Annotated in this window: 25 protein-coding genes and 1 pseudogene; 13 read left to right on the top strand and 13 right to left on the bottom strand. The window is 62.9% G+C overall.

Annotated features, from left to right (window positions below):
* Positions 1–43 precede the first annotated feature (43 nt).
* Positions 44–715 (bottom strand): glutathione S-transferase family protein, encoded by a 672-nt coding sequence (locus K0F85_RS06355; protein ID WP_219115106.1) that lies wholly within the window; start codon positions 713–715, stop codon positions 44–46.
* Between the two features lie 165 nt (positions 716–880).
* On the opposite strand from K0F85_RS06355, the gene K0F85_RS06350 reads away from it, so the two are divergent.
* The 4 genes from K0F85_RS06350 to nagZ all read left to right on the top strand — a co-directional run bounded on the left by K0F85_RS06350 (position 881) and on the right by nagZ (position 6,382).
* Positions 881–1,933: a YjgN family protein gene (locus K0F85_RS06350; RefSeq protein ID WP_219115105.1), complete on the top strand. Its 1,053-nt coding sequence runs from the start codon at positions 881–883 to the stop codon at positions 1,931–1,933.
* A 1-nt stretch (position 1,934) separates the two neighbouring features.
* Positions 1,935–2,948, top strand: coding sequence for a M48 family metallopeptidase (locus K0F85_RS06345; protein WP_219115103.1), 1,014 nt, complete (start codon positions 1,935–1,937; stop codon positions 2,946–2,948).
* Between the two features lie 100 nt (positions 2,949–3,048).
* Positions 3,049–4,659, top strand: a complete 1,611-nt coding sequence (locus tag K0F85_RS06340) for an FMN-binding glutamate synthase family protein (RefSeq protein ID WP_219115102.1) — start codon at positions 3,049–3,051, stop codon at positions 4,657–4,659.
* Positions 4,660–4,840: 181 nt separating this feature from the next.
* The gene (nagZ, locus tag K0F85_RS06335) at positions 4,841–6,382 is read left to right on the top strand and encodes a beta-N-acetylhexosaminidase (RefSeq protein ID WP_219115098.1); all 1,542 of its coding nucleotides are present in this window, start codon (positions 4,841–4,843) and stop codon (positions 6,380–6,382) included.
* Positions 6,383–6,427: 45 nt separating this feature from the next.
* On the opposite strand, the pseudogene K0F85_RS06330 reads toward nagZ, so the two are convergent.
* Positions 6,428–7,417: pseudogene (locus K0F85_RS06330) on the bottom strand (oxidoreductase).
* A 130-nt stretch (positions 7,418–7,547) separates the two neighbouring features.
* Between K0F85_RS06330 and K0F85_RS06325 the strand changes: the two are divergent.
* A complete protein-coding gene (locus tag K0F85_RS06325; RefSeq protein ID WP_219115097.1) occupies positions 7,548–8,468 on the top strand; it encodes an AraC family transcriptional regulator in 921 nt (306 codons plus the stop codon).
* 29 nt (positions 8,469–8,497) lie between these two features.
* On the opposite strand, the gene K0F85_RS06320 is transcribed toward K0F85_RS06325, so the two are convergent.
* The 4 genes from K0F85_RS06320 to K0F85_RS06305 form a co-directional block, all read right to left on the bottom strand.
* Positions 8,498–8,659: a hypothetical protein gene (locus tag K0F85_RS06320; protein ID WP_219115095.1), complete on the bottom strand. Its 162-nt coding sequence runs from the start codon at positions 8,657–8,659 to the stop codon at positions 8,498–8,500.
* A gap of 92 nt (positions 8,660–8,751) precedes the next feature.
* Positions 8,752–9,027, bottom strand: a complete 276-nt coding sequence (locus K0F85_RS06315; RefSeq protein WP_219115094.1) for a hypothetical protein — start codon at positions 9,025–9,027, stop codon at positions 8,752–8,754.
* A gap of 9 nt (positions 9,028–9,036) precedes the next feature.
* Positions 9,037–10,938 carry a ferrous iron transporter B gene (locus tag K0F85_RS06310; protein ID WP_219115092.1) on the bottom strand — a complete coding sequence of 634 codons (1,902 nt, stop codon included), beginning with the start codon at positions 10,936–10,938 and terminating at the stop codon, positions 9,037–9,039.
* Between the two features lie 2 nt (positions 10,939–10,940).
* Positions 10,941–11,225 (bottom strand): FeoA family protein, encoded by a 285-nt coding sequence (locus tag K0F85_RS06305; RefSeq protein ID WP_219115091.1) that lies wholly within the window; start codon positions 11,223–11,225, stop codon positions 10,941–10,943.
* Positions 11,226–11,630: 405 nt separating this feature from the next.
* Between K0F85_RS06305 and K0F85_RS06300 the strand changes: the two genes are divergently transcribed.
* Positions 11,631–11,846, top strand: a complete 216-nt coding sequence (locus K0F85_RS06300; RefSeq protein WP_131387646.1) for a bacterioferritin-associated ferredoxin — start codon at positions 11,631–11,633, stop codon at positions 11,844–11,846.
* A 17-nt stretch (positions 11,847–11,863) separates the two neighbouring features.
* Positions 11,864–12,565, top strand: a complete 702-nt coding sequence (locus K0F85_RS06295) for an energy transducer TonB (RefSeq protein WP_219115086.1) — start codon at positions 11,864–11,866, stop codon at positions 12,563–12,565.
* A gap of 217 nt (positions 12,566–12,782) precedes the next feature.
* Here the strand turns inward: K0F85_RS06295 and K0F85_RS06290 are convergent, their stop codons facing one another.
* Together K0F85_RS06290 and K0F85_RS06285 are read right to left on the bottom strand one after the other, a co-directional pair.
* Complete coding sequence (locus K0F85_RS06290; RefSeq protein ID WP_219115085.1) at positions 12,783–13,463, bottom strand: Fe2+-dependent dioxygenase; 681 nt, start codon at positions 13,461–13,463, stop codon at positions 12,783–12,785.
* A gap of 4 nt (positions 13,464–13,467) precedes the next feature.
* Positions 13,468–13,635, bottom strand: a complete 168-nt coding sequence (locus K0F85_RS06285) for a hypothetical protein (protein WP_219115083.1) — start codon at positions 13,633–13,635, stop codon at positions 13,468–13,470.
* A gap of 250 nt (positions 13,636–13,885) precedes the next feature.
* Between K0F85_RS06285 and bfr the strand changes: the two genes are divergently transcribed.
* Entirely contained in the window at positions 13,886–14,362 is a 477-nt protein-coding gene (bfr, locus tag K0F85_RS06280) for a bacterioferritin (RefSeq protein WP_219115082.1), read from the top strand.
* Positions 14,363–14,417: 55 nt separating this feature from the next.
* Here the strand turns inward: bfr and K0F85_RS06275 are convergent, their stop codons facing one another.
* From K0F85_RS06275 to K0F85_RS06255, 5 genes are all read right to left on the bottom strand, one after another.
* The gene (locus tag K0F85_RS06275; RefSeq protein WP_219115081.1) at positions 14,418–15,746 is read right to left on the bottom strand and encodes an MFS transporter; all 1,329 of its coding nucleotides are present in this window, start codon (positions 15,744–15,746) and stop codon (positions 14,418–14,420) included.
* The gene (locus K0F85_RS06270) at positions 15,743–17,605 is read right to left on the bottom strand and encodes an alpha-amylase family glycosyl hydrolase (protein WP_257572572.1); all 1,863 of its coding nucleotides are present in this window, start codon (positions 17,603–17,605) and stop codon (positions 15,743–15,745) included. Before K0F85_RS06270 ends, K0F85_RS06275 begins: the two co-directional genes overlap by 4 nt.
* 15 nt (positions 17,606–17,620) lie before the next feature.
* The gene (locus tag K0F85_RS06265; protein ID WP_219115080.1) at positions 17,621–19,915 is read right to left on the bottom strand and encodes a TonB-dependent siderophore receptor; all 2,295 of its coding nucleotides are present in this window, start codon (positions 19,913–19,915) and stop codon (positions 17,621–17,623) included.
* Between the two features lie 309 nt (positions 19,916–20,224).
* Positions 20,225–21,253: a LacI family DNA-binding transcriptional regulator gene (locus K0F85_RS06260; RefSeq protein ID WP_257572571.1), complete on the bottom strand. Its 1,029-nt coding sequence runs from the start codon at positions 21,251–21,253 to the stop codon at positions 20,225–20,227.
* A gap of 7 nt (positions 21,254–21,260) precedes the next feature.
* The gene (locus K0F85_RS06255; protein WP_219115079.1) at positions 21,261–21,875 is read right to left on the bottom strand and encodes a glutathione S-transferase N-terminal domain-containing protein; all 615 of its coding nucleotides are present in this window, start codon (positions 21,873–21,875) and stop codon (positions 21,261–21,263) included.
* 277 nt (positions 21,876–22,152) lie between these two features.
* On the opposite strand from K0F85_RS06255, the gene purB reads away from it, so the two are divergent.
* From purB to K0F85_RS06230, 5 genes are all read left to right on the top strand, one after another.
* Positions 22,153–23,532 carry an adenylosuccinate lyase gene (gene purB, locus K0F85_RS06250; protein ID WP_219115078.1) on the top strand — a complete coding sequence of 460 codons (1,380 nt, stop codon included), beginning with the start codon at positions 22,153–22,155 and terminating at the stop codon, positions 23,530–23,532.
* 185 nt (positions 23,533–23,717) lie between these two features.
* Complete coding sequence (locus tag K0F85_RS06245) at positions 23,718–24,242, top strand: cytochrome b (protein WP_219115077.1); 525 nt, start codon at positions 23,718–23,720, stop codon at positions 24,240–24,242.
* 42 nt (positions 24,243–24,284) lie between these two features.
* Positions 24,285–24,839 (top strand): YceI family protein, encoded by a 555-nt coding sequence (locus K0F85_RS06240; RefSeq protein WP_219115076.1) that lies wholly within the window; start codon positions 24,285–24,287, stop codon positions 24,837–24,839.
* A gap of 150 nt (positions 24,840–24,989) precedes the next feature.
* Positions 24,990–25,565, top strand: a complete 576-nt coding sequence (locus K0F85_RS06235) for a YceI family protein (protein WP_219115075.1) — start codon at positions 24,990–24,992, stop codon at positions 25,563–25,565.
* Positions 25,566–25,729: 164 nt separating this feature from the next.
* Positions 25,730–25,999 carry a GlsB/YeaQ/YmgE family stress response membrane protein gene (locus tag K0F85_RS06230; RefSeq protein ID WP_219115074.1) on the top strand — a complete coding sequence of 90 codons (270 nt, stop codon included), beginning with the start codon at positions 25,730–25,732 and terminating at the stop codon, positions 25,997–25,999.
* Positions 26,000–26,108 lie beyond the last annotated feature (109 nt).

Raw genomic sequence — 26,108 nt, 5'->3', positions numbered from 1 at the left:
CATTTTACCGTATGGTTCCCCGCACGAAGCCCTTCAATGCCGCTTATTTGGCGAAATCGTAGGGCCCGCCTTTTTCCAGGGCACGCTGGTAGGCCGGCCGCGCATGGATGCGCTGCAGGAACGCCGTCAGCTTCGGCAAACGCTCGTCGAGCCCGCCACGCATGGCTGCCGCTTCCAGCGGAAAGCTCATCTGGATATCGGCCGCCGTGAATTCATTGCCGGCAAACCATTTGGTTTTCTCCAGCTCCGCTTCCATATAGGCCAGCTGACTGTTGATATTGGGCAGGATGAAGCTGCTCTTGACCTTGCTGGCAATGCCGCGCGCGATCGGTTTGACGAAAAAAGGCATCGGCGACGCTTCGACCTTGTCGAACACCAGCTTCATCAGCAGCGGCGGCATGGCCGAGCCTTCCGCGAAATGCAGCCAGTAAGTCCAGCGCAGCTTCTCCGGCGTGCCGGCCGCCGGTATCAAGCGGCCATTGCCGTAGCGCTCGACCAGGTACTCGATGATGGCGCCCGATTCGGCGATGGTATGGGCGCCATCCGTAATCACGGGCGACTTGCCCAGCGGATGCACGGCCTTCAGCGAGGCGGGCGCCAGCATGGTTTTCGGGTCGCGCTGGTAGCGTTTGACCTCGTAGTCGAGGCCCAGTTCCTCAAGCAGCCAGAGCACGCGCTGCGAGCGCGAATTGTTCAGATGGTGGACGACGATCATGGTTTTCCCGTTAGGCGATGGTTGAGTTCCAGTATAGCCGGGACGGCCGGATCGGGTCAGCACAAGCGGCCAGGCAAAAAAAATTGCGATAAACAGTATTTTCAATTGATAACTTTTCAATATTCCCTTATCTTGTTTTGTTTCCAATAAGTAAGGAAACCCCCTGTGGATTTCGACGCAAACAACACTACTCCCAAGCAAGAAGCCATCACCTTCAGCGCCACCGGCAGTGAATACTTCCGCATCTGGATCGTCAACCTGCTGCTGAGCATTGTCACCCTGGGCATTTACTCCGCCTGGGCCAAGGTGCGCCGCAACCGCTATTTCTATTCCAGCACCCACCTGGCTGGCAGCAGCTTCGAATACCATGGCAATGCGGTAGCCATCCTGAAGGGCCGCATCGCCGCCCTGGTGCTGATCGGCGGCTACAACATCGCCTTCCAGGTCTCGCCCGTCGTCGGCCTGGTCATGCTCGTACTGATGATGGCCGTCATGCCCTGGCTGGTCTGGAAAAGCCTGCAATTCAAGCTGTACAACACCAGCTACCGCGGCATCCGCTTCGGCTTCGGCGGCAGCGCCAAGGAAGCCTACAAATACTTCCTGTGGCTGCCCATCCTGAATACCTTCACGGGCGGCCTGATGACGCCATTCCTGCACCAGCGCCTGAAGCGCTTCCAGCACACGCAAAGCCGTTTCGGCGCCACCCATTTCAGTTTCGACGCCACGGTCGGCAGCTTCTACAAAACCTATCTGCTGTTCTTCGCGCTGCTGCTGGGCGGCCTGCTGGTCCTGATTTTCGTCGTCTTCGGCGGCGTGTTCGCCTCGTTTGCGGCGAATGCGAATGACAGCACCAAAGTCGGCAGCCTGCTGCTGGCCATCGGCGCGCTGTACCTGTGGGCGTTCACCGTGCTGCCGTTGTTCCTGACCATGATCCAGAACCTGATCTGGAACCATACGCGCTTGCAGCAGCACCAGTTCCAGTCGCAGCTGACGTGGGGCCGCACCACCTTCATCATGCTGAGCAACCTGCTGGGCATCGTCGTCACGCTGGGCCTGTTTACGCCATTCGCCCATGTGCGCTGGCTGAAGTACCGACTGGAAGCGACCTCCATGCTGGTGCATGGCAGCCTGGACGAGTTTGTCGCCGCCACGGGGCAGCAAGTGTCGGCCACGGGCGAAGGCATGGTCGACCTGCTGGACTTCGACCTGTCGCTGTAACATGACGCCCGATCACCACGCGCCGGACGCGGCGCCCGTGCCCGCGCGCTATTTCGACGGCCGGAGCTCGCGCCTGTACCACGTGACGCTCAGCGTACGCGATGGCCAGGCCGTGCTGGCCGGCGACATCGAGCGCAGTAGCCCGCTCGGCGAGCTGCATGTGTCAGAACGCAGCAGCCATGCCGTGCGCAAGGTCAGTTTTCCCGATGGCGCCTACCTGGAGATCGCCGACCAGGCAGCCTTCAACGCCTTGCTGCACGATACGGGACACCGCGACGGCTGGGTGGTGCGGCTGCAGCAAAGCTGGCGCGGCGCCCTGCTGGCCACCGTCGCCACCATGCTGGCCCTGTGGCTCAGTTATCAATACCTGCTGCCGCTGGCAGCCAAGGGCATCGCGTATGCCTTGCCGCAGTCGGTCGAACGGCAGCTGGGCCAGGGCGTGCTCGATATGCTGGACCGCCATGTCTTCGCGCCTAGCCAGCTCGATGGCGCGCGTCAGCAAGCCTTGCGCAGCCAGTTCGCGCGCCTGGCCACGCCCGGCGACAGCACGCCCGTGCACCGCATCGTTTTCCGCAAGAGCAAGATCGGTCCGAACGCGTTTGCCCTGCCGTCCGGCGACATCGTGCTGACCGATGAAATGATCGAACTGCTGCCGGACGACGCCGCCATCATGGGCGTACTGGCGCATGAACTCGGGCATTTGCAGCAGCGCCACCTGACGCGGCGCATCATCCAGACTTCGGCCGTGGGCGCCGGCGCGGCGCTGCTGTTCGGCGACGTGTCGACCGTGGTGGCGACCTTGCCGCCGCTGCTGCTGGACTTGAAGTATTCGCGCGATGTCGAACGCGACGCGGACGACTACGCGATCGCCATGCTGCGCCAGAACGGCATTCCCCTGGAACACCTGGCGCAAGTGTTTGTCGCCCTGGGCAAGCTGGACCAGGGCACGCCGTACCTGTCGAGCCATCCGGCCAGCGCCGAACGGGTCGAGCGCATCCGCGCCGCACAACGGTAATCATGCGCGGCGTCCAATGGGCGCCGCGCTCTTTCCCGCCAGCACGTTGCGCGAATCGAAGGTAGACTCGCTTTATCAGTCTGACTTCACCGGAGTGCCCATGCACCTAGTACCATTTCGCTACCTGACCTTCATTGCGACGGCCGCCATCTTTGTCCTGTCCCTGTTTTACTATGACCATTACTGGCTGCCCCTGCTGGCCGGTGCGCTGACCCTGGTCGGCATCAGCGACCTGCTGCAAACCAAGCGCGCCCTGCGCCGCAACTACCCCATTCTCGCGCACTTCCGCTTCTTTTTTGAGAGCATCCGCCCCGAAATCCGCCAGTATTTCCTGGAAAGCGACAGCGAGGCGACGCCATTCTCGCGCAACCAGCGCAGCATCGTCTACCAGCGCGCCAAGGAGCAGACGGACAAGCGCCCGTTCGGCACCCAGCTCGACGTGTATGCAGCGGGCTATGAATGGATCAACCACTCCATCGCCCCCGCCAAGGTCACGGGCCACGATTTCCGCATCGAGATCGGCAACCATCCGGACTGCCCGCGCGCAAAACCGTATTCGGCCAGCGTCTTCAATATCTCGGCGATGAGCTTTGGCGCGCTGTCGGCGAACGCCATCCTGGCCCTGAACGGCGGCGCGCGCAGCGGCGGCTTCATGCACGACACGGGCGAAGGCAGCATTAGTCCTTATCACCGCGAAAACGGCGGCGACCTGGTGTGGGAAATCGGTTCCGGCTACTTCGGCTGCCGCAACCAGGACGGCACGTTTTCGGAAGAACGCTTCATCGCCAACGCCAGCTCGGAGCAGGTCAAAATGATCGAGCTGAAAATGTCGCAGGGCGCCAAGCCGGGCCACGGTGGCATGCTGCCCGGCCCGAAAGTGACGATCGAGATCGCCACCACGCGCGGCGTGATGGTGGGCGAGGATTGCGTTTCGCCGGCCGCGCACAGCGCCTTTTCCACGCCACTGGAAATGCTGCATTTCATCGACCGCCTGCGCCATCTTTCCGGTGGCAAGCCGACGGGCTTCAAGCTGGCCATCGGCCATCCGTGGGAGTTTTTCGCCATCGTCAAAGCCATGCTGGAAACGGGCATCACGCCCGACTTCATCGTCGTCGACGGCAGCGAAGGGGGTACGGGAGCGGCACCCCTGGAATTCACCGACCATGTCGGCACGCCGCTGCAGGAAGCGCTGGTGCTCGTGCATAACACCCTGGTGGGCGCCAACCTGCGCGCGAAGATCAAGATCGGCTGCTCGGGCAAGATCATCACGGCCTTCGACATCGCCCGCTTGCTGGCGCTGGGTGCCGACTGGTGCAATTCGGCGCGCGGCTTCATGTTCGCACTGGGCTGCATCCAGTCGCAAAGCTGCCACACGGACCGCTGCCCGACGGGCGTGGCCACGCAAGACCCGCAGCGCCAGCGCGCGCTGGTGGTATCCGACAAGATCGCCCGCGTGGCGCACTTCCACCAGAACACCATGAAGGCGCTGGCCGAATTGATCGCCGCCGCCGGTCTGGCGCACCCGCAGGAACTGCGTCCGCATCACCTGGTGCGGCGCATTTCACCGAACCAGGTGAAACTGGCGTCGGCCCTGCTGCCCTTCCTGGAAGCGGGCCAGCTACTTGACCCGAGCCAGCTGCCGCAGCTGCCGCCCGTGTTCGGCCTGTACTGGCCCAAGGCGCAATCGGCATCGTTCCAGCGCCTCGATTGATGCCGCCGTTGCCCAAGTGATTCAATACCACTTAATAACCACTTGCGCAAAAACCCAAATCCAATACAATACCAAAATAAATACAAAACGCAGGCAGCTTTTCCGCTGATCACCAAGGTGCATCATCACGGTGCCACAATACGTATGCCATCATCAACATGAAGACCGGAGGAGTTGCAGCATGGAGCAGGGTTTGCGCGAGAAAGTAGGACAGTTGTTCATGGTGGGCTTCGACGCCCTGCAGGCGGACGAGCATATCAAGACCTTGATACGCCAAAAGAAGGTGGGCGGTGTGATCCTGTTCCGCCGCAATGTGCACACGCCCGCGCAAGTGTCAGCCCTGTGCCGCGAACTGCAGGAAATCAACGCGGAAGTGTCCGACACGCCGCTGCTGATCTCCATCGACCAGGAAGGCGGCATGGTGATGCGCATCGAGCAGGGCGTCACGCCCATTCCTGCGGCGATGGCTTTCCAGGCCACCGGCTCCATCGAGGATTGCGAACGCATGAACCAGATCAGCGGCGATGAAATGCGCCAGGTGGGCATCAATATGCTGCTCGCCCCCGTACTGGACGTGAACAACAACCGCAACAACCCCGTCATCGGCGTGCGCGCATATGGCGAGGATGCCGCCACCGTCATCGACTACGGCATGGCCGCCATGCGCGGCCAGCGCGCCAGCGGCGTAGCTGTCACCGCCAAGCACTTCCCCGGCCACGGCGATACGGCCATCGACACGCATTACGCCATGGCCCTGGTGCCGCACGACAGGGAACGCCTGCACGCCGTGGAACTGGCGCCCTTCCGCGCAGCCATTGCCGGCGGCGTCGATGCCATCATGACGGCGCATGTGGTTTTCCCCGCCTTCGAGGCCGACACCAGCGTGCCAGCCACCCTGTCGAAAGGCGTGCTGACCGACCTGCTGCGCGGCGAGTTGCAATACAAGGGCGTCGTCATCACCGACTGCCTGGAAATGGCGGCCATCGCCGATGGCATCGGCATCGCCCAGGGCGCCATCGCCACCTTGCAGGCGGGCGCCGACATCGTCCTCATTTCGCACCGCGAAGCGCAGCAGACGGCGGCCATCGACGCCGTCATCGACGCCGTGGAACGCGGCGACATTGCCATGGCCCGCATCGACGCGGCTTGCGCGCGCGTGGCTGAACTCAAGCGCAACCGCGCCGTGCGCGACTGGCGCACCCGCCCGGTCACGCCACCGGCACTGATGCAGCCGGCCGCCATGGCCCTGTCGCAACTGCTGCAAAAGGCCGCCCTGCGCGTGCAAGGCGCGTACCGCCCGCTCGACGCCAGCCTGCCCGTGACCCTGCTGACGGTAGAAGTGCGCTCGCGCAGCGAAATCGACGAAGTGGCGCTGGGCCGCAACAAGGAAGCGCGCAGCTCCATGCTGCCGGCGCTGCTTGAAGCGGGCCTGGACGTGCGCGAATACGCCTTGTCGGCCGAAGCGCTGGACGAGGAAGTGGCTGCCGCCATCGCCTTTGCGCAAGGCGCGCAGCAGATCGTGCTGCAAACGTATAACGCCATGTTCGTCGACGGCCAGCGCCGCCTGATCGAGGCCCTGCCGCAAGATAAACTGTGGCTGGTGGCGGGCCGTTTGCCCTACGACCTTGACCTGGCGCCGCACGCGCAAGGCCGCCTGGCCGCCTTCGGCTGCCGCCCTGCCGCGCTGGTGCCAGTCGTCGACAAGCTGGCGGGCAAGGCGTAAATCCACGCCGCCCTCCTGCACATGCCGGGCATTGCCCGGCATTTTCTATTCAGCGTCGCAATCGAAGCGCACGCCAGTCATCTGCTCGCTGAGCGCCCATAGCTGGCGTGCCTGCGCGGGATCGACGGCCCAGCGCCGCACGCCCGGCCTCGTGCTGTCGTCAGGCACCAGGGCGGCGATGTCGCAATCCTCGCAATACACCCCGCCAATCCCCGCAAGCTGCGCGCTGGTGGCGCACCAGACGGCCGTGGCGGCACCTTGCGCCACATTCTTGAAGCCCGATTGCGGCGCTGGATTTACCTGGCCGTCATCGTCCAGCGCGCCCACGCGGCGCAAGTCATCGAGGTCCAGGTGGCGCACCAGCGGCGTCAGGATAGCGCCCGGATGCAGCGAGAAAGCGCGCACACCATGCGCCGCGCCGCGCCGGTCCAGCTCCACGGCAAACAGCGCATTGGCGCTTTTCGACTGCGCATATGCGCGCCATTTGTCGTACGGCTGGCGCAGGAAATGCGGATCGTCCTGGTCGACGCCGGCCTGCCTGTGTCCCAGCGACGACACGCACACCACGCGCGCGCCATGCGCCCGCCGCAAGGCAGGCCACAGGCGCGCCGTCAGCTGAAAATGTCCCAGGTGATTTGTCGCGAACTGCGCCTCGTAGCCGCGCGCATCGCGCAGCAGGGGCGTGGCCATGATGCCGGCGCCGTTGACCAGCACGTGCAGGGCGCGGCCGGTGGCAAGGAAGGCGGCGGCAAAGGCGTCGATGGCCTGTGGCTCGAGCAGGTCGAGCGCGGCAATTTCTACCATGGGCAGATCACGCAAGGCCGTTTACGCCCTTGCCACATCGCGCGCGGGAACCAGCACCATGGCGCCGGCGCCGGCCAGCACACGTACCGTTTCCAGGCCCAGGCCCGAATAGCCGCCCGTGACGATGGCCTGCACGCCGGACAAGTCGCGCCCGGCCAGCGCTTCGGTGGCGGTGGTCGCCGCGCCAAAGCCGGAGTGAAGGGGTATTTGCCTGTGATCGCTGTATGCCATGTCTGCCTCTGCATGTGGGGGGCCAGCGCGGGGTGGCTGGCGACATGGCTATTTTGCGTGGGCTTTCCTGGACTGTGAATGGCGTAAAATCTCTAATACTGTCGCAATCGTCCAAAACTGGAACCACACCATGGATTTGCTCTCCGATGTACTGTCGCTGCTCGACACGCGCAGCTCCCATTTTGCCGGCCTGAAGGCGGGCGGCGACTGGGCCATCGACTTTCCGCCGCCGGACGGCATCAAGTTCAACGCCGTGCTCGAGGGCGGCTGCTGGCTGACAGTCGCAGGCATCGACGCTCCCGTGCAGCTGCATACTGGCGACTGTTTCCTGCTGGCACCAGGACGCGCGTTTACGCTGGCCAGCACACAAGGCTTGCCAGCCTCGCCGGCGCTGGAAGTGTATCGGCACACGCGGCACGGCGTGGCACGCCACGGCACGCCACAACACGATTTTTTTCTCATCGGCGGGCGCTTCAGCTTTGGCGACGAGGCGGCCATCCTGCTCGATTGCCTGCCGCCGTTGCTGCACGTGCGTGGCGATACGGACCAGGCCAGCGTGCTGCACTGGGCCTTGCAGCGCCTGGCGCACGAACTGCAGGCGACGGCGCCCGGCGCAGCGCTGATGACGCGCCACCTGGGCCACATGATGCTGCTGCAAGTGCTGCGCCAGTATCTGGCAGAGCAGGACTCGCACCCGGCAGGCTGGCTGTTTGCGCTGGCCGATCCCCGCCTGCGCGCGGCCATCGAAGCGATGCATGCGCAGCCGGCCCACCGCTGGACCTTGCTGCAACTGGCCGCCATCGCGGGGCAGTCGCGTTCCGCCTTTGCCCTGCATTTCAGGACCAGGGTGGGCATGGCACCGCTCGACTACCTGCTACGTTGGCGCATGCGCCTGGCCACACGGCGCCTGAAGGACAGCGGCGCGCCCATCGCCTCGATAGCGCAGGCGCTGGGCTACGATTCCGATAGCGCTTTCAGCCATGCCTTCAAGCGCATCATGGCGTGCTCGCCGCGCCAATACCGGCTGCGCCACGCGGGCGCGCAGGCGTAAAAAAACCCGCAGCAGCGGGTTTTTTACGTTCAGGCCCGCGTGACGGGCGGCAGGGCCGCCACCGCCAGCAAGGCAAAGGGACCAAGGAACAAGCCGATACCGAACCAGAGTCCCCCGTGGCGGCCGCGCCGGCTGGCCAGCAGCCAGGAGGCGATCGCAAACAAAAACATGAAGATCAACAGTATCGCCATTGCCACTCCTTGCCGTGCGGGAAGTCCAGTGTAGCCCACCGATGCACCCGTGGCTAGACGTATATCAGCCTTGGTGCAGCCTTGGTGCAGCCCTAGCGCTGCACCTGCATCAGGATCACCCGCTTGCTGGCGCCGTCGGCCGGCGGCGTGGCGGACGGCGGCGGCGGGCTGTCGCAGGAGCCGCAGGAACCGCAGCCGCTGCCGCAACCCGGCGCCACCTTGAAGAAAGTCGACGTCTTCGCCTCATCGAGGCCGCAGCGCACCAGGCCACGCACGATGGCGCGGCGCACGCCCGCCGGCAGGTACTTGGTCGAAAAATGCAGCAGCGCGGCTGCGACGATCAGGGCGACGATGAGGGTTTGCCACATGCTTTTCTCCTAAGCGCCCAGCAACAGGGCAAGGCGGTACGTGATGAACGAAGCGGCGTAGGCGAGGGCGAACATATAGCCGGCCATCAGCAGCGGATAGCGCCAGCCGCCCGTCTCGCGTTTCACCACGGAGAGGGTCGACAGGCACTGCGGCGCAAACACATACCAGGCAAGCAAGGAGAGCGCGGTGGCCATCGACCACGAATGGGCGATCAGCGGCTCCAGGGTGGAGGCCAGCGCATCGCCCGTTTGCGACAGCGCGTACACGGTGCCGAGCGCGCCGACGGCCACTTCGCGCGCCGCCATGCCCGGCACCAGCGCGATGCAGATCTGCCAGTTGAAACCGATGGGCGCGAAGATCACTTCCAGGCCGCGGCCCAGGATGCCGGCCAGGCTGTAATAGATCGGCGGATGGATCGCGTTGTCCGGCGCGCCGGGGAAGCTGCTGAGGAACCACAGGATGATCATCAGGCTCAGGATGATGGTACCGACGCGCGTGAGGAATATCTTCGCGCGCTCCCACAGGCTGACGGCCAGGTTGCGCAGATGCGGCCAATGATAGGCCGGCAGTTCCAGCATCAGCGGCTGGTTGCCGCGCACGCCCATGCCACGCTTCATGACCCAGGCCACGGCCATGGCCGAAATGATGCCGGCGAAGTACAGGACAAACAGCACCAGGCCTTGCAGGCTCAGGTAGCCCCATACCTGGCGCTGCGGGATGAAGGCGGCGATGATCAGCGCATACACGGGCAGGCGCGCCGAACACGTCATCAGTGGCGCGATCATGATGGTGACCAGGCGGTCGCGCGGGTTCTGGATGGTGCGCGCCGCCATCACGCCGGGAATGGCGCAGGCAAAGCTCGACAGCAGGGGGATGAAGGCACGGCCGGACAGGCCCACGCCACCCATCAGGCGGTCCAGCAGGAAGGCCGCGCGCGGCAGATAGCCGCAGTCTTCCAGGCTCAGGATAAAGAAGAACAGAATCAGGATCTGCGGCAGGAATACCAGCACGCTGCCGACGCCGCCGATGATGCCTTCCACCAGCAAGCTTTTCAGGTGACCGTCCGGCATGTTTGCCGTCAGCACGGCGCCCAGGTGGCCCACGCCGTCGGTGATCATTTCCATCGGCGTGGCCGCCCAGGCAAACACGGCCTGGAAAATCAGGAACATCAGCACGGCCAGGATGAGGGGGCCGAACACGGGGTGCAGCACCACGTCATCGATCTTTTCCGTCAGGTTGCCCGTGTCACTGGTGTCATTGCTGACGGCGGCCAGGATGCGCCGTACTTCGCGCTGGGTTTCTTCGACGCTGACGGCATCGATGGCCGCCAGCGGTTTGGCGTCCACGGCCGGCAGGGGCAGCATGGCGTCGATGGCGTCCAACAAAGCTCTTTCGCCATCGTGCTGCACCGCGACCGTCTCGACCACGGGCATGCCCAGTTCCGCCGACAGCCTGGCCGTGTCGATCAACATGCCGCGCTTGCGCGCCACGTCCGTCATGTTCAGCGCCAGCAGCATGGGCAGGCCCAGGCGCTTGACTTCCAGTACCAGACGCAAATTCAGGCGCAAATTGGTGGCATCGACCACGCAGATGATGGCGTCCGGACGCGGGTCGCCCTTGCGCAAGCCGCCCACCACGTCGCGCGTGATGGCTTCATCGGGCGTGGTGGCCGACAGGCTATAGGCGCCCGGCAAATCGAGCAGGCGCACGGGCTTGCCGTTTGGTGAGGTGAAATGGCCTTCCTTGCGCTCGATGGTCACGCCGGCGTAGTTCGCCACTTTCTGGCGCGCGCCCGTCAAACGGTTGAACAGCGCGGTCTTGCCGCAGTTCGGATTGCCCAGCAAGGCAATTTGTGGCTGATGCGCCGGCCTGTGCACGCCCGCATCGACGATAGTTTCGACAGCACCCATGGTCATTCCGGTTGAAGCAGCGGTTGAATCGTGATCAGCGCCGCTTCGAAGCGGCGCAGTGCGAACGTGGCATTGCCAACCTTGATGGCCAGCGGATCACCGCCTGGAATACCGCGCTTGAGCATGCGGATTCGTTCACCGGGAACGAATCCCAGCTCCATCAAGCGGCGCACGAGGTCGACGCCGTCTTCCGTCTGTCCTGCCGCGTGGGGCGTGATATGCAACACCGTGCCGCTCTGGCCGACTGCCAGCGCGTCGAGCGTCATCAGGGGTGGAACTAGAGTCATGAGCAAATTCCGTTCAAATTAAGAACACCGGGGACAGACTGCTGCGCGTGGCGCATGCCCTGGTGTTGTGAGGTAAAACGCAACTGTTGCGCATTACCGACAAGCGGCCTTTCAAACTGTCCGGACGGCGACCGTCCGAGACAATACCAGTATTATAAACATGAATGCGAATTGTTTTTATTTAGCCCGGAGAGTGGCCAGCTTCAAGGGCTACGCCATGGGCGCGAGGGGCATATCAAGCCGCAATGCCAGGCCGCCAAGCGCCGCACACTTGATCAAAATCGCTTGCATTGTCCCTCGCTTTGCGCGACAATGAAACGTAATGATAATGATTCTCATTAAAACACTAGCAACAATGCTTCCAAGCATTAGTGTCTGTTCATCCTCCAGCCAGAAGGTGTCGCAATGATTGTATGTGTCTGCAACAACATATCTGATCGTGAAATCCGTCAAGCCGTCGATCTTGGCCTGTCCAGCATGGCCGAACTGCGCCGCGACCTGGGCGTGGCCACTTGCTGCGGCAAATGTCATACCTGCGCGCGCGAAGTGCTGAACGATCACCTGAACGCCACGGTGGTGCTGCAAGAAACCGTATTGATGCGAGCTGTACTGACAAACTAAAGAAAGCGATGAACGCCATGACGATGATGCCCCCGCCCGTAACGGTGCAGGCCGTGCAGCAATTTGCCGACTTCGACAAGAAGCGCAACAAATTCGCGCCGCTGATGGCCATCGTCGTCCTGCATATCGCCGGCTTTTACGCCATCCAGAGCGGCTTGCTGAGCCGCGTCGTCACGGCGGCCATGCCGACCATCACCACCATCAGCATCATCGCCCCGCCGGCGCCACCCAAGCCGCCGGCACCATCCGTACCGAAAACCGTGGAACTGAGCGCGCCCGTGCCGCGCGCCGTGATCCCGCCGCTGCCGCTGATCGCCGTAGCGCCTAGCGAACCGACGATCACGCCGCCGCAGCCGACGCGCGCCGAAACGGCGCCCGTTGCCACCGCCGCGCCGGCAGCGCCATCGACACCGGCGCCGGCGCCACCGGCACCGTCGGCGCCGCGCACCGTCAGCAGCGTCGAATACATCAAGGCACCGCAACTGATCTATCCGAATCTGTCGCGCCGCCTGGGCGAAAGCGGCACCGTGGTGTTGCACATCCTGATCAATGAAAAAGGCTTGCCTGAGCAAATCCTGATCCATAAATCGACCGGCTACGGCAACCTCGATGAAGCGGGCCGCCAGGCCGCGCAGCGCGCGCTGTTCAAGCCGATGATCGAAAACGGCAAGCCCGTACCTGTGTATGTTTTAGTCCCCCTGACCTTCCAACTGAGCTAGCCTTCCAGCGGCCCTGGCGCCGCAGCCAGCCCGCAAGCACCGCACCCTGCGCCCTGCTTGCTTTTGTGCGCCCTGTTTCCTGTACCAGTCAAGCAACTGCTTGTTTCAGTCTGCCAGCCACCATCCCCGGGCCAGGCAGACTTTTTTTTGGGGTCAGAGCCGAGGGGGGAATGGGCCCCAATGGGGCCCATTCCGCTCGCGCAGCGACTGACCCTTTTTACATCTCCGCCCACATCCGCAGCAGGTTGTGATAATGCCCCGTCAAGCCCACCGTCGCCGGCGAGTCGCCATGCTCTCCCCGCACGCTCTGGATGTTCTGATCGAGCTCGAACAGCATGCTGCGCTTCCAGTCTTCACGCACCATACTTTGCGTCCACAGGAAGGAGCAGATGCGCTCGCCGCTGGTAACGGGCAGCACCTGATGCACGCTGCTCGATGGATACACGATCACGTCGCCGGCCGGCAGTTTTACTTCATGCGTGCCATACGCATCGACCACCACCAGTTCGCCGCCTTCGTACTCGTCCGGCTCGCTCAGGAACACGGTAGAAGAAACGTCGGCGCGCATCGACTGCGTGCCGTTTTTCGGCGTGCGGATGGCGCCATCGATATGCAGGCCATAGTGCTCACCGCCCGCATAGCTGTTGAAGAACGGCGGCAGGATGCGCAGCGGCAGCACGGCGGCAAAGAACAGCGGATGGGCCATCAGCGCGCGGCTGACGATCTCGCCCAGCTCCAGCGCCAGCGGCGAACCTTCGGGCAACTGACGGTTGCGCTTGACCTGCGCCCCTTGCGCGCCGACGCTGGCGCGCCCGTCGACCCAGTCCGTCTGCGCCAGGCGCTGGCGAAACTGCGTGACCTGTTCCGGCGTCAGCACGCCGGGTATATGCAACATCATCTTGCTATCCTTTTTCAGTAAAACTCGCTGCCTGATTATCGCATTGCCGGCAGCGGCCCAAAAGAAACAAAAGCAAGAACAGCCAAACATTTCCCTTCTTTTCAGCGCGACCATGCAGGCGCGCCAGCGGCAGCAAAATAGCGCCAGGAACGCGAATGAGAATGGCCTTCATTTTCCTTAACAAATAAAAAACGGCGCTATGGGGAAATCCACTTGAGAATGGGTTTTATTCGCACGATATTTACGTTAAAAAGACGGAAAAATGCCGTTTAGCACCGGAAATCGCCAACATTTTGCGCTATCATGCGGGCATAGCGAAACCGGCAAGCTGTGCGCCACCAGGCAGCCCTGTGCCACCCGGCAGTGAACGCCAGCAGCCTCCGGTTTCATCATCGAACGCGACACAGAACAAAGGAAATCCCATGAAGGGCGATAAAGAAGTCATCCGCATGCTCAACGCACAGCTCACCAACGAACTGTCGGCCATCAACCAGTACTTCCTGCATGCGCGCATGTACAAGCACTGGGGCCTGGAAAAGCTGGGCAAGAAGGAATACGAAGAATCGATCGGCGAAATGAAACACGCCGACAAACTGATCGACCGCATCCTGATGCTCGACGGCCTGCCTAACCTGCAAGCGCTGCACAAGCTGCTGATCGGCGAGAACACGCCGGAAATGCTGGAATGCGACTTGAAGCTGGAACGCGCCGCGCACGCCACCGTCAAGGAAGGCATCGCCATCAGCGAAAAAGTCGGCGACTACGTCTCGCGCGACCTGTTCCTGATGATCCTGGAAGACACGGAAGAGCATATCGACTGGCTCGAAACGCAGATCGACCTGATCGCCAAAGTCGGCATCCAGAACTACCTGCAAAGCCAGATGGCGATTGACGAGTAATTGCTCTTCGAGGCAGATAAAAAAACCGGCAGAGCCGGTTTTTTTACGTCCGTCCTCAAGTCTTTGCGGCCTGCGGCGGGCGCAGCTTGACGAACAGCACCGCCACCGCCGCGCACAGCAACAGGGCGCCGGCCAGCCGGATGACGTTCTCCGGATGGCCGCCCAGCAAGCTGCGGTAATACAGCGGCAGGGTGAAGATCTGGATGATCATCGGGATGACGATGAACATGTTGAAGATGCCCATGTACACCCCCGTGCGCTCGGGCGGAATGCAGCCGGCCAGCATGATGTAGGGGTTGCCCATGATGCTGGCCCAGGCCAGGCCCACACCGAGCATGGGCAGCAACAGCAGCGCCGGGCTGTGGATCAGGGGGATGCTCAGCATGCCCACGCCGGCTGCGCACAGGCACAGGCTGTGCATGCGCTTAGGGCCGAAACGGCGCGTGAACGGCACCAGCGCAAAGGCGGCGACAAAGGCGACGAAATTATAGAAGGCGCCCACCTGCCCGTTCAGCAAGCCCGCGTCGCGAAAACCTTGCGAAGCCGGGTCGGTCGTGTGAAACAGGGTCGCCGCCAGCGACAGCGCGATGTACTGCCAATAGCAAAACATGGCGTACCACTGGAACAGGTTGACGATGGCCAGCTGCTTCATCGTCGGCGGCATGTCGCGCAGGGCCGCGCCGATATCGGCCAGCGTGTGGCGCCAGCCCGGCGGGCGGCTGCGGATGGCCGCCAGTTCGTCCGGCGTGAGCGGATTTTCCGGCGTCGTCTTCAGGGTCCACAGCACCGAGGCGAGGGAAAACACGGCGCCGATCAGGAAGGCGGCGATGACGATGTGCGGAATATGGCTGCCATTGACGGCATCCTTGTTCATGCCCAGCATGACCAGCAGCGATGGCGTCAGATAGGCCAGCGTTTGCCCCAGCCCCGTAAAGGCGCTCTGCGTCAGGAAGCCCAGCGAGTGCTGCTTCTTGTCGAGCTTATCGCTGACGAAGGCGCGGTACGGCTCCATCGTCACGTTGTTGGCCGCGTCGAGTATCCACAGCAGGCTGGCGGCCATCCACAAAGTGGGACTGAATGGCATGGCCAGCAGGCCCAGACTGCACAGGATGGCGCCGATCAGGAAGTACGGCGTGCGGCGCCCCCAGCGCGTCACCGTGCGGTCGCTCATGGCACCGATCAGCGGCTGCACGAGCAGGCCTGTCATGGGACCGGCCAGCCACAGGTACGGCAGGCTCGCTTCATCGGCGCCCAGGTATTTGTAGATGGGGCTCATACTGCTTTGCTGCAGCCCGAAGCTGAACTGGATGCCGAAAAAACCGACATTCATGTTGACGATCTGCCAGAACGACAGCTGCGGACGGTGCGCGGTGGCGTCGCTCATGCCGGCTCCCTTTCCAGCCACAGCATATGCCATGGCTGCAGGCCCACCGTGCCGGCCAGCACGCTGCCATCGAGGCTGTTGCGCCATTCGCCTGCGGGCAGGGCATAGCGCTGGCTGGCGCCGCTGAAATTGCTCAGGTTGAGAAACGCGTCGCCACGCAACAGCGCCAGCACGCCCGGCGAGTCGGCGGGCAGCACGCTGCGCGGCGCACCAGCAGCCAGGGCCGGCAAGCGCCCGCGCACATCGATCAGCTGGCGCAGCGCCAGGTACAAGCGGCCGCTGGCGCTCACGCCATCGTGGCGCCATGCCAGCAAGCTGTCGTCAAACGCGGGGCGCTGCAGCCAGCGGCTGTCCATCGCCCGGTCGGCGCGCTGCGTGTAACTGTGATCGTTGGTCAGGCCCAGTTCATCGCCCATATACAGCACCGGCAAGGCGCCAAAGCTCAAAGCCAGGCCATGCAGCAGCAACAGGCGCCGCAAGGCGTATTCCTGCTCCTGCACTGTGGCGGCGCTTTCCAGTCCGGCCAGCGAGGCGGCCATGCCGTTGCTGCCATGCGCCTTGTCGGCGCTGCTGCTCTGGAAGGCGGCACCACGCGCATAGCTGCCGGGAGCACCGGCAAAGAAGCGCGCGATGCGCGCCAGGCGCGCCGGACCGTCCGCGCCCGCTTCATCAAGCAGCACGTTCCAGCCGATGTCGTCGTGGCAGCGCACATAACTGAGCCAGCTTGCCGCCGGCGGCAGCGGCGGCGTGGCGGCGATCACCTGCTGCAGCAAGTCCGTGTTTTCCTCCGCCAGCGCGCCCCAGCCGGCGGCCATCAGGCTGCTGTGATAGGCAATATGGCATTCGGGCGCGGCATCGCTGCCAAAGTAGGCGGGCAACTTGGGCGTGGGCACGATGGCTTCGGCCTTGAGCAGCACGCCGGGCGCGACGATGGCGGCGATGGCGCGCAGGGCTTGCAGCAGGCTGTGGGCTTCAGGCTGGTTCATGCAGTCCGTGCCTTCGCGCTTCCACAGGAAGGCCGTCGAATCGAGACGGAACACCTCGATACCCTTGTTGGCCAGGCCCAGCATGGCGCCCGCCATGGCTGCGAAGACAGCCGGATTGGCGTAATTCAAATCCCACTGGTAGGGATAAAACGTGGTCCAGACCCAGCGCTGGAGCTCTGGCACGAAGGTAAAATTTCCCGGTGCCGCCTGCGGGAAGACCTGGCCCACGGTACGCTCGTAGCGGTCCGGCTGCGCGCGGTCGGCATAGGTATGGAAAAAATCGCGCAGCAGCGGGTCACCCGCCTTGGCCCCCAGCGCCCACGCATGGTCGTCGGCCACGTGATTAAGGATCAGGTCCGAGCACAGGCTGATGCCGGCCGCGCGCAGCTGCGCCGTCAACGCCAGCAAGTCGGCATTGCTGCCCAACGCAGGGTCGACTTCGTCGAAGCTGGCGACGGCAAAGCCGCCATCGCTTTCGCCAGCGCGCGCACGTAAAAACGGCAGCAAATGCAGATACGTCACGCCCAGTTCGCGCAGGTGGGCAATGCGCGCGGCCACGCCCTGCAGGCTGCCGCCAAAGCGCTGCACGTACGCGCTGTAGCCCAGCATTGACTGGCTGGCAAACCAGTCCGGCTGCGCTTCGCGCTGCGCGTCCTGCTGCAGCAGCGCCGGCGCGCGCGCCGCGTACAGCCGCCCCACGCTTTCCATCAGCTCGCCCAGCCAGGGCAGAAAGTCAGGCCGCTGACCATACAGGCTGCCCAGGCGGTCGAGCAAGATCGCCTCCTGGCGCGCGTAGCGGCGCGCCGCATCGTCGCGCAAGTGCGTGGGGAGCGGCGCCAGCAGGCGCGCCAGGGGGCTGCGTATCGACATCATGAATCCTATCCTTGCTTAAAATGCGTATTTCAGACTGATCTTCACGGCGCGCCCCGTGATCGAGCGGGCCGCATGGCCATCGCCCTCGACTTCCGTATAGCCGATCTTGTCGAGCAAATTGTTCGCCGTCAGCGCCAACTGCATCTGCGGCGTGAGCTGGTAATTGACGAAGGCATTGAGCACCTGGTAGGCGGGCAAGGTGATCGTGTGCGCATCGTCGCCCCAGGACTTGCCCGTGCCAACCAGGCTGACGCCCAGAGTGGCCGGTCCCCATTCATAGGTGGGCGCGAGCTGGTACACGACACGCGCCTGGCGCCGCGGCGTATTGCCGATCAACGCCACGTCGGCCGCCGCCGTGCCCGTGATCTCGGCATCCGTGAACGTCAGGCCGCCATTGATGCGAAAGTCGCCGGCGCTGTAGGCCGCTTCCAGTTCCACGCCCTTCGCTTCATAGCTGTTGGCCGTGCGCAGCTGGGTGGTCGCTTCGTAATTGCTTTCCTTGGTCTTGGCCTGGAATACGGTGACGAAGGTGCTCAGGGGACCTCGCCGCCATTTCACGCCCCCTTCAAGCTGGCGCACGGTATTGATGGCCACCGGCACGCTGCCATCCAAGGGCGTGCCGAACAGGATGCGGTCGGCATTGAAGGCCACGCCTTCGCTGACGCGAGCAAACACGGCCAGGTTGGCTTGCAGCTTGTAGTTCGCGCCCAGCGAGTACGAGGTGTGGCCCAGGGTGTAGTCGACCTGCTGCACCGTCGACGGCAGATAGGCTTGCGCGCCGGTGGCCTGATTGGCCGTGCCGCTGGCATGCTGGCGGTCGCGCCGCAGGCCGCCGTCGAGATTCAGCGCGCCGCTTTCCCAGGCCAGGTTCAGGTACGGTGACGTCGTGCGGTACTCCATGTCGACGGCGCGCGAGCAGCAGGCGCCGAAGGCCGGGCCGATGTAGCCTGGCGTACCGCTGGCCGTCTGCAGCAACGCCGGCTGGTCGCCCGTGGCCTGCATCAGGTATTCATTGAAGTTCCAGGTCAGGCCCAGCTTTTGCTGCGACAGGTACAGGCCGGCCGTGGTGGTCAGCTTGCCGCTGTCGAGAACAAAAGTCTTGGCCAGCTTGGTGTCGCTCAAGGTATTGCTGGCGTCGTCGATGGACGTGTTGAACACCACGGCGGAAAACGCGCGACCGGTGTAGGGCTTGCCCTGGTTCGTGCCACTGGCAAACACATAGCTGCCTTCGCTGCCATTATTCGACGGGAACACGCCCGTGAAGCGGCCCGAATTGTCGGCGTAGCGGAAATTTTCGCTCACGCTCCAGCCCTGCCCCAGCTTGAACGACGCTGCCAGTCCTACGCTATCACTCTTCACGTGCAAGCCGTCGTTGACGCGGGTGGCCACGCGCTGATTGTCCTTGTTCAGCACCATGTCCGGCACCCAGTACGGCGAATAGAAACTGGCCTTGCGCGGGTCGATGCCGGCGATTTCCGTGATAGTGCCATTGCGCACGCTGACCGGTACCGGCAGGGCCGTGGGCGACTGGTCGTCGAGGTGCTTGAAGGACAGGCGCACGAAGCCGCTGTCGAATTCATGTGTGACATTGCCGCGGATCTGGCCGCCCTTTTCGCTGGTGACGCCAGTGTGGCGGATGCCTTCGCCCGTGCGCCAGGAGCCGCCGATGAAGAAGCGCGTGCGCTCCGAGAGCGGCGCGCCGTAGTCGAAGTCGACCCGCGTCTGGTCGTATCCGAGGCCACGGCTGAGGGCCACGCTGCCGCCCTGCTCCTGGCCATTCTTGCTGATGAAATTGATGATGCCGCCCGGCGAATTGGTGGCCAGGGTGGAGGCGGAACCACCGCGCACCACTTCCAGGTGGTCCAGCGTGGAGTCGATCTTGACGAAGCTGTCGGGCGTGGTGAAGTTGAAATCGCCAAACTGCAGCACCGGCAAGCCGTCTTCCTGGATCTGCACATAGCGCGCGCCGCCGGCGGAAATGGGCAGGCCGCGCACGGTGATGTTGGCATTGCCTTCGCCTCCCGACGATTCTGCCCGCAAGCCGGGCACCGAGCGCAGGACTTCGGCGGCGCTGGTGGGGGCGTTGCGCACGATGGTGTCGAGTTCCATGCTGCTGACGGAATTGCTCGATTTCATTTTGGACGTGCCGCCGGTGGTGCCCGTGACCACGATGCGTTCCAGGTTCAGGCCATCGGCGGGGGCGGCGCTGGCGGTGTCCTTGGCAGATTGCGCCTGGGCGGCGCCCAATTGCAGCATGGCCAGGGCGACGGCTGCGGCCATGCAGCCGCGTTGAGCAGTACGTGTCTTCATCTTGTCTCCAGTGTTGTATGCCGATACATCGAGGTATCCGCTTGTTATGAGTCCTGGCCGCTGCATGCCGTGGCGCGCTGGCTGAGCCGGTACGTCATTATTCAACGAATAAGAATTTATTGCAATCGATTGCAATCGAGCGCTGCAACATGCGAATTGTGTTGTTTTTATGGGAATTTCACGGGGAAGACAGAGGAAAAATACGATGCTTGACGCGATGAGCCGGATTTTCATGCTGCTGTGCAGCATGAAAAATGACGAGTTAAATGAAGATTATTGCAATCGGTTGCAATCCCTGAAAGGCACGCCTCAACAGCCGGAAGCGCGTACGATCAGTTCGGTTGGTAATTGCTGCGATGGCGCAGGCGCGCCGTCGACCAGCGCCAGCAGCGAGGCCACCAGCGCGCGCCCGGCGGCGCGAATCGGCTGGCGCACGGTGGTCAGGGGCGGATGGAAATACGCGGCCAGTTCGATATCGTCGTAGCCGACCACGGCCACCTGTTCCGGCACGGCCACGCCGCGCGCGCGCAGGGCGCTGATGGCGCTCATGGCCAGCAAGTCGCTGCAGGCAAAGATGGCGTCGAACGGCAGGTGACGGTCCAGCAGTTCCTGCACGTCCGTCGCGCCGCCCTGCGGCAGGAAGGAGCCGGCCACGTACAGTTGCGGGTCGGGCGCCAGTCCCTGCGCGGCCAGCGCCTGCGCGTAGCCCTGCTGGCGCTGCGCCACTTCGGGCAGCTTGGCGTCGCCAAAGAAAGCGATGCGCCGGCGTCCCGCCGCCAGCAAGTGTTCCGTGGCCAGCCTGCCGCCGGCGACGTTATCGCCGCCGATGGTGCAATACAGCTGCTGCGGCAATTGCGCGCCCCAGACGACGATGGGCACCTGGCGCGCGGCAAGCTGGTTCAATTGTTCATGGTGGCGCCACTGGCCGATCAGGATGATGCCGATCACGCGCCCGCTATCGAAAGACTGGGCGGCCGCATCGAGCGTTTCGGCATCCACGCGCGAAATGAGCATGTCGAAGCCCTGCTCCGTCAGCGCATCGGCCAGGCTGCCCAGCATGCTCAGAAAGAAAGGATCGGACAGGTGCTGGCGCGTGGCCGCGTCATACGGCACCACGACGCCCACCGTGCGGTTCTGTTTCAGGCGCAGGTTTTGCGCGCCGATATTGATGGAATACTTGAGCGAGCGGGCCAGCGCGATGACGCGCGCGCGCGTCTCTTCATTGACCAGCGAACTGCCGCTCAGCGCGCGCGACACGGTGGACGTGGACACGCCGGCCAGACGCGCGATATCGGCCATCTGCAAGCGTTGCTGCGCCTTCGAATCCTTGCCGGTCATCGTACGCTCACTGCGGCGCGGTGTCCTTGAACGATGGCCGTTCTGACAGTTTGTCAAACAGCCGCGCCAGCGCCGGATGGTCCGCGCGCCAGTCGATTTCCGGGAAGCGGAAGCTGAGCCAGCCCAGGGCGCAGCCCACGGCCACGTCGGCCAAGGTGTAGTTCTTGCCGGCGCAATACGCGCTCTCGCCCAGGCGCGTTTCCAGCGCCGCCAGGCCCAGGGTGATTTTTTCCAGCTGGCGCGCGATCCAGGCCGCGCTTTGCTGCTCGGGCGGGCGCTGCGTGCGCTCAAGGCGCACCAGCACGCCAGCGTCGAGGATGCCGTCAGCCAGCGCTTCCCAGTTCTTGATATCGGCCCGCTCGCGGCCATTGCCGCCGGCCGGCAGCAACTTGCACACGGGCGTGAGCGTGTCGAGGTATTCGACGATGACTTTCGAATCGATCAGCGTGCTGCCATCTTCCATCACCAGGCAGGGCACCTTGCCCAGGGGATTGGCCTGGGCGATGCGGGTTTCCGGCACCCACACGTTTTCCAGCTCGAAGACATAGTCGAGCTTTTTTTCCGCCAGCACGATACGGGCTTTGCGGACATACGGGCTGGCGAGGGAGCCGATCAGTTTCATAGGTACTTTAAGGTAAAGGAGCAGCAAGCAGTATAGCATCGGCGGCAACCGCGTTTGGCAGCGCACGCCCGGCGCCCCCCGGTGTGTGGCAGGCACGCCGCATCGGGGCCGGATTTGGCCGAATTGCGGTGCGCCGGCGGCCAGCGGACGGCTGGCCAGCAGCCAGCGGTGGTAAAATCCCCCTTTACTGTGGCGCCGTCAGTGTTGCTGTATTGCAATGATCCTGCCCTCCCCGCGCGCCACACGCCAACCGTTTCTTTAACTTGCGTCCGCTCTCATGACTTCTACATCTCCGTATTCCACGCTGTCGGCCCTGTCTCCGCTCGATGGCCGCTACGCCAGCAAGACCGATCTGCTGCGCCCGATCCTGTCCGAAGCCGGTTTCATGCACCACCGCGTGAAAGTGGAAATCTCCTGGCTGCAAGCGCTGTCGCAAGCCGGTTTCGCTGAAATCAAGCCGTTTTCGGCTGAAGCGAGCGCCCTGCTCGACAAGATGGCAGCCGACTTTTCGGAAGCCGACGCGGCCCGCATCAAGGCCATCGAAGCGGTCACCAACCATGACGTCAAGGCTGTCGAGTACTGGCTGAAAGAACAAGTGGCGGACGTGCCGGAACTGGTGGCGGCGTCGGAATTCATCCATTTCGCCTGCACCTCGGAAGACATCAACAACACCTCGCACGGCATGATGCTCAAGGCCGCGCGCGATGGCGTGATGCTGCCGGCATTGAACGGCCTGGTGGCCAAGCTGACGCAGATCGCGCACGACAATGCCGACGTGCCGATGCTGTCGCGCACGCACGGCCAGACGGCAAGCCCGACCACTTTGGGCAAGGAATTCGCCAACGTCGTGGCCCGCTTGCAGCGCGCCGTCAAGCGCATCGAACAAGTGGAAATCCTCGGCAAGATGAATGGCGCCGTCGGCAACTACAACGCTCACCTGTCGGCCTACCCCGGCTTCGACTGGCCCACATTCTCGAAGGCCGTCATCGAACAGCGCCTGGGCCTGGTCTTCAACCCCTACACCATCCAGATTGAGCCGCACGACTACATGGCCGAACTGTTCGACGCCTTCGCGCGCGCCAACACGATCTTGCTGGACCTGAACCGCGACATCTGGACGTATGTCTCGCTGGGCTACTTCAAGCAGAAACTGAAAGCGGGTGAAATCGGTTCGTCGACCATGCCGCACAAGGTCAACCCGATCGACTTCGAAAACTCGGAAGGCAACCTGGGCCTGGCCAACGCCGTCCTGAAACACCTGTCGGAAAAACTGCCCGTCTCGCGCATGCAGCGCGACCTGACCGATTCGACCGTGCTGCGCAACATCGGCGTGGGCCTGGGCTACACCCTGCTGGCCTATGACAGCTGCTTGCGCGGTCTGAACAAGCTGGAAGTCAACCACGCGCGCCTGGCGCAAGACCTGGACGCGACCTGGGAAGTGCTGGCCGAGCCCGTACAAACCGTGATGCGCCGCTATGGCATCGAAAATCCGTACGAGCAGCTGAAAGAGCTGACGCGCGGCAAGGGCATCTCGAAAGAAGCGCTGCAAACCTTCGTCAATGGCCTGGCCATTCCACAGGAGGCCAAGGAAGTCTTGCTGACCATGACGCCGGCTAACTACATCGGCATCGCCGCACAATTGGCAAAAGCCATCTAAGCAGTTTCCACATGGGGATCATCCGATCCCACTCCTGCGGGGCGGCCAGCATACAAATGCTGCCCGCCCCGCAGTTTCTCCGGCAATCTTTCTTGTAGAATCTCCAGCACGCAGCGCAATTTGCTTTTCTTTGGTATATTAGGCCGAAATAGTCCTAATACGTACTACATTCAAGAAAGCCGCCGATGCAACGCTACACCACCACCGCCATCATCCTGCACTGGCTGACCGCCCTGCTGATCATCTGCGCCTTCGTCATGGGCCTGGTCATGACGGACATTCCCGGCCTGACGCCCACCAAGCTCAAATATTTCTCCTGGCACAAATGGCTGGGCGTGACCGTGCTGGCCATCGCCGCCATCCGCTTGCTGTGGCGCAAGGCGAATGTGCCGCCGCCGCACCCGGCCAGCATGGTTGCCTGGCAAAAGAAGGCTGCCGACGCCATGCACGTGCTGCTGTACCTCCTGATCTTCGCCGTGCCCATCTCCGGCTACTTGTACACGCTGGCCGCCGGCGTGCCGGTAGTCTACCTGGGCCTGTTCCAACTGCCGGTCATCATGGCGCCGAACCCGGAACTTAAGCCACTTTTAAAAGAGATTCATTATGTTCTCAACATGACAATGGCTGCCGCCGTGGCTGCCCATGTGCTGGCGGCGCTGAAGCATCAGTTCATCGACCGCGATGGCGTGCTTAAACGCATGCTGCCGTAGCACCGACTTCCCCTTGCTCACTGAAACTCCAGGAAAAATAAGATGAAAACTACCCAACGCATCGTCCTCGCTTCCCTGCTGGGCCTGTCCGTGGCCGCCACCGCCGCCACCCTGCTGAAAGTCGATTCCGCCAAGACCAGCGTGTCGGCCGTCTTCAAGCAAATGAACGTGCCCGTGGAAGCGAAGTTCAAGAAATTCAATATCGCCATCGATTACAACCCGGCTACGCCGGACGCCTCGAAAGCGTCGGTGGAAATCGACACGGCCAGCATCGATATCGGCGACCCGGAGTACAACAAGGAAGTGGCCAAGAAAGAATGGTTCAACTCGGCCCAGTTCCCGAAAGCCACCTTTGTCTCGAGCAGCATCAAAGCCGCCGGCGCGGGCAAGCTGACGGTCACAGGCAAGCTGAGCATCAAAGGTAAGACCAGCGACGTGAGCTTCCCCCTGACGGTGAAAGCCGACGGCGGCAAATATGCGTTTGACGGCGCCCTGCCGATCAAGCGCCTGACCTACAACATCGGCGAAGGCGAGTGGAAAGACACGAGCATGGTCGCGGATGAAGTCACCATTAAATTCCACGTCGCTGCTCAGTAACACCTAAGAAAACGCCCATGGCTGCGTTGCTCTTGCCTCGTCGTACTATTCGTACTGCCTTCGGCAAGGCGCCTTGCCCTGAACGTTTTTCAGGCGTTACATATCAGATCAACGTCCGAAAATCTGTTGTTTAACTTAATTAGGAATTCAATGAAATTGAAGCACTTGATGATCGCCGTGCTGGCAGCCGCCGGCGCGGGTTCGGCCATGGCCGCCACCGATACCTACAACCTCGACCCGACGCACACCTTCCCCAGCTTTGAAGCCGATCACATGGGCATGTCCGTGTGGCGTGGCAAGTTCAACAAAACCAAGGGTACGGTCACCCTGGACCGCGCTGCCAAGACGGGCAGCCTGGACCTGGTCATCGATGCCGATTCCATCGATTTCGGCCTCGACGCCATGAATACGCACGCGAAAAAAGCGGACATGTTCAACGTCGAGAAATTCCCGCAGATCACCTACAAGAGCACATCGCTCAAGTTCAACGGCGAGCAACTGGTGGAAGTCGATGGCGAACTGACCCTGCTGGGCGTGACCAAACCTGTCAAATTGAACGTGAGCAAGTTCAAGTGCATCATGCACCCGCGCTACAAGCGCGAAGTGTGCGGTGCCGATGCCACGGCGGAATTCAAACGCAGCGACTTTGGCCTGAACTACGGCATGCCGGCGTTCTCGCCTGAAGTCAAGCTGGCCATCCAGGTGGAAGCCATCAAGGCCGATTAAACACGACCTTGCCGCATGACAAGCCCGCTTCGCTGCCCACCGCCAGGCGGGCTTTTGCATGCGCCATGCAAATCCTCTGGACTTTTTTAGCGCGCGGCATCAGTATCGGCTGGCATGATGTTTTTCCAACATGACACCCACTCACCCAACACGCGGAGGACTACATGAATTTCATTATCTGGATCGTTATTGGCGGCGTCATCGGCTGGCTGGCCAGCATGGTCATGAGAACGAATGCGCAACAGGGCATCTTCCTCAATATCGTCGTCGGCATCGTGGGCGCCTTCCTGGGCGGCTGGCTGCTGGCGCCCCTGTTCGGCACAGGCACCATCAATAGCGACAACTTCAGCCTGTCTTCGCTGCTGGTCTCGTTCCTGGGCGCCGTCATCCTGCTGGGCATCGTGAATCTTTTGCGCCGCGGCAAAATACGTTAGACCAGTACCACATCGTGCAGAAAACGATGGCCGGGCCGCGCAAGCGCCTGGCCATTTTTATTGCCGACTGGATAATTGTCTGGACAATACCACAGACACCGGTACGGGA

The sequence above is a fragment of the Janthinobacterium sp. UMAB-56 genome (assembly GCF_900095265.1).
In the GTDB taxonomy this organism is placed as follows: domain Bacteria; phylum Pseudomonadota; class Gammaproteobacteria; order Burkholderiales; family Burkholderiaceae_D; genus Janthinobacterium.
The sequence above is the reverse complement of the archived record's forward strand: the minus strand, read 5'-3'. Positions and strand labels throughout refer to the sequence as shown.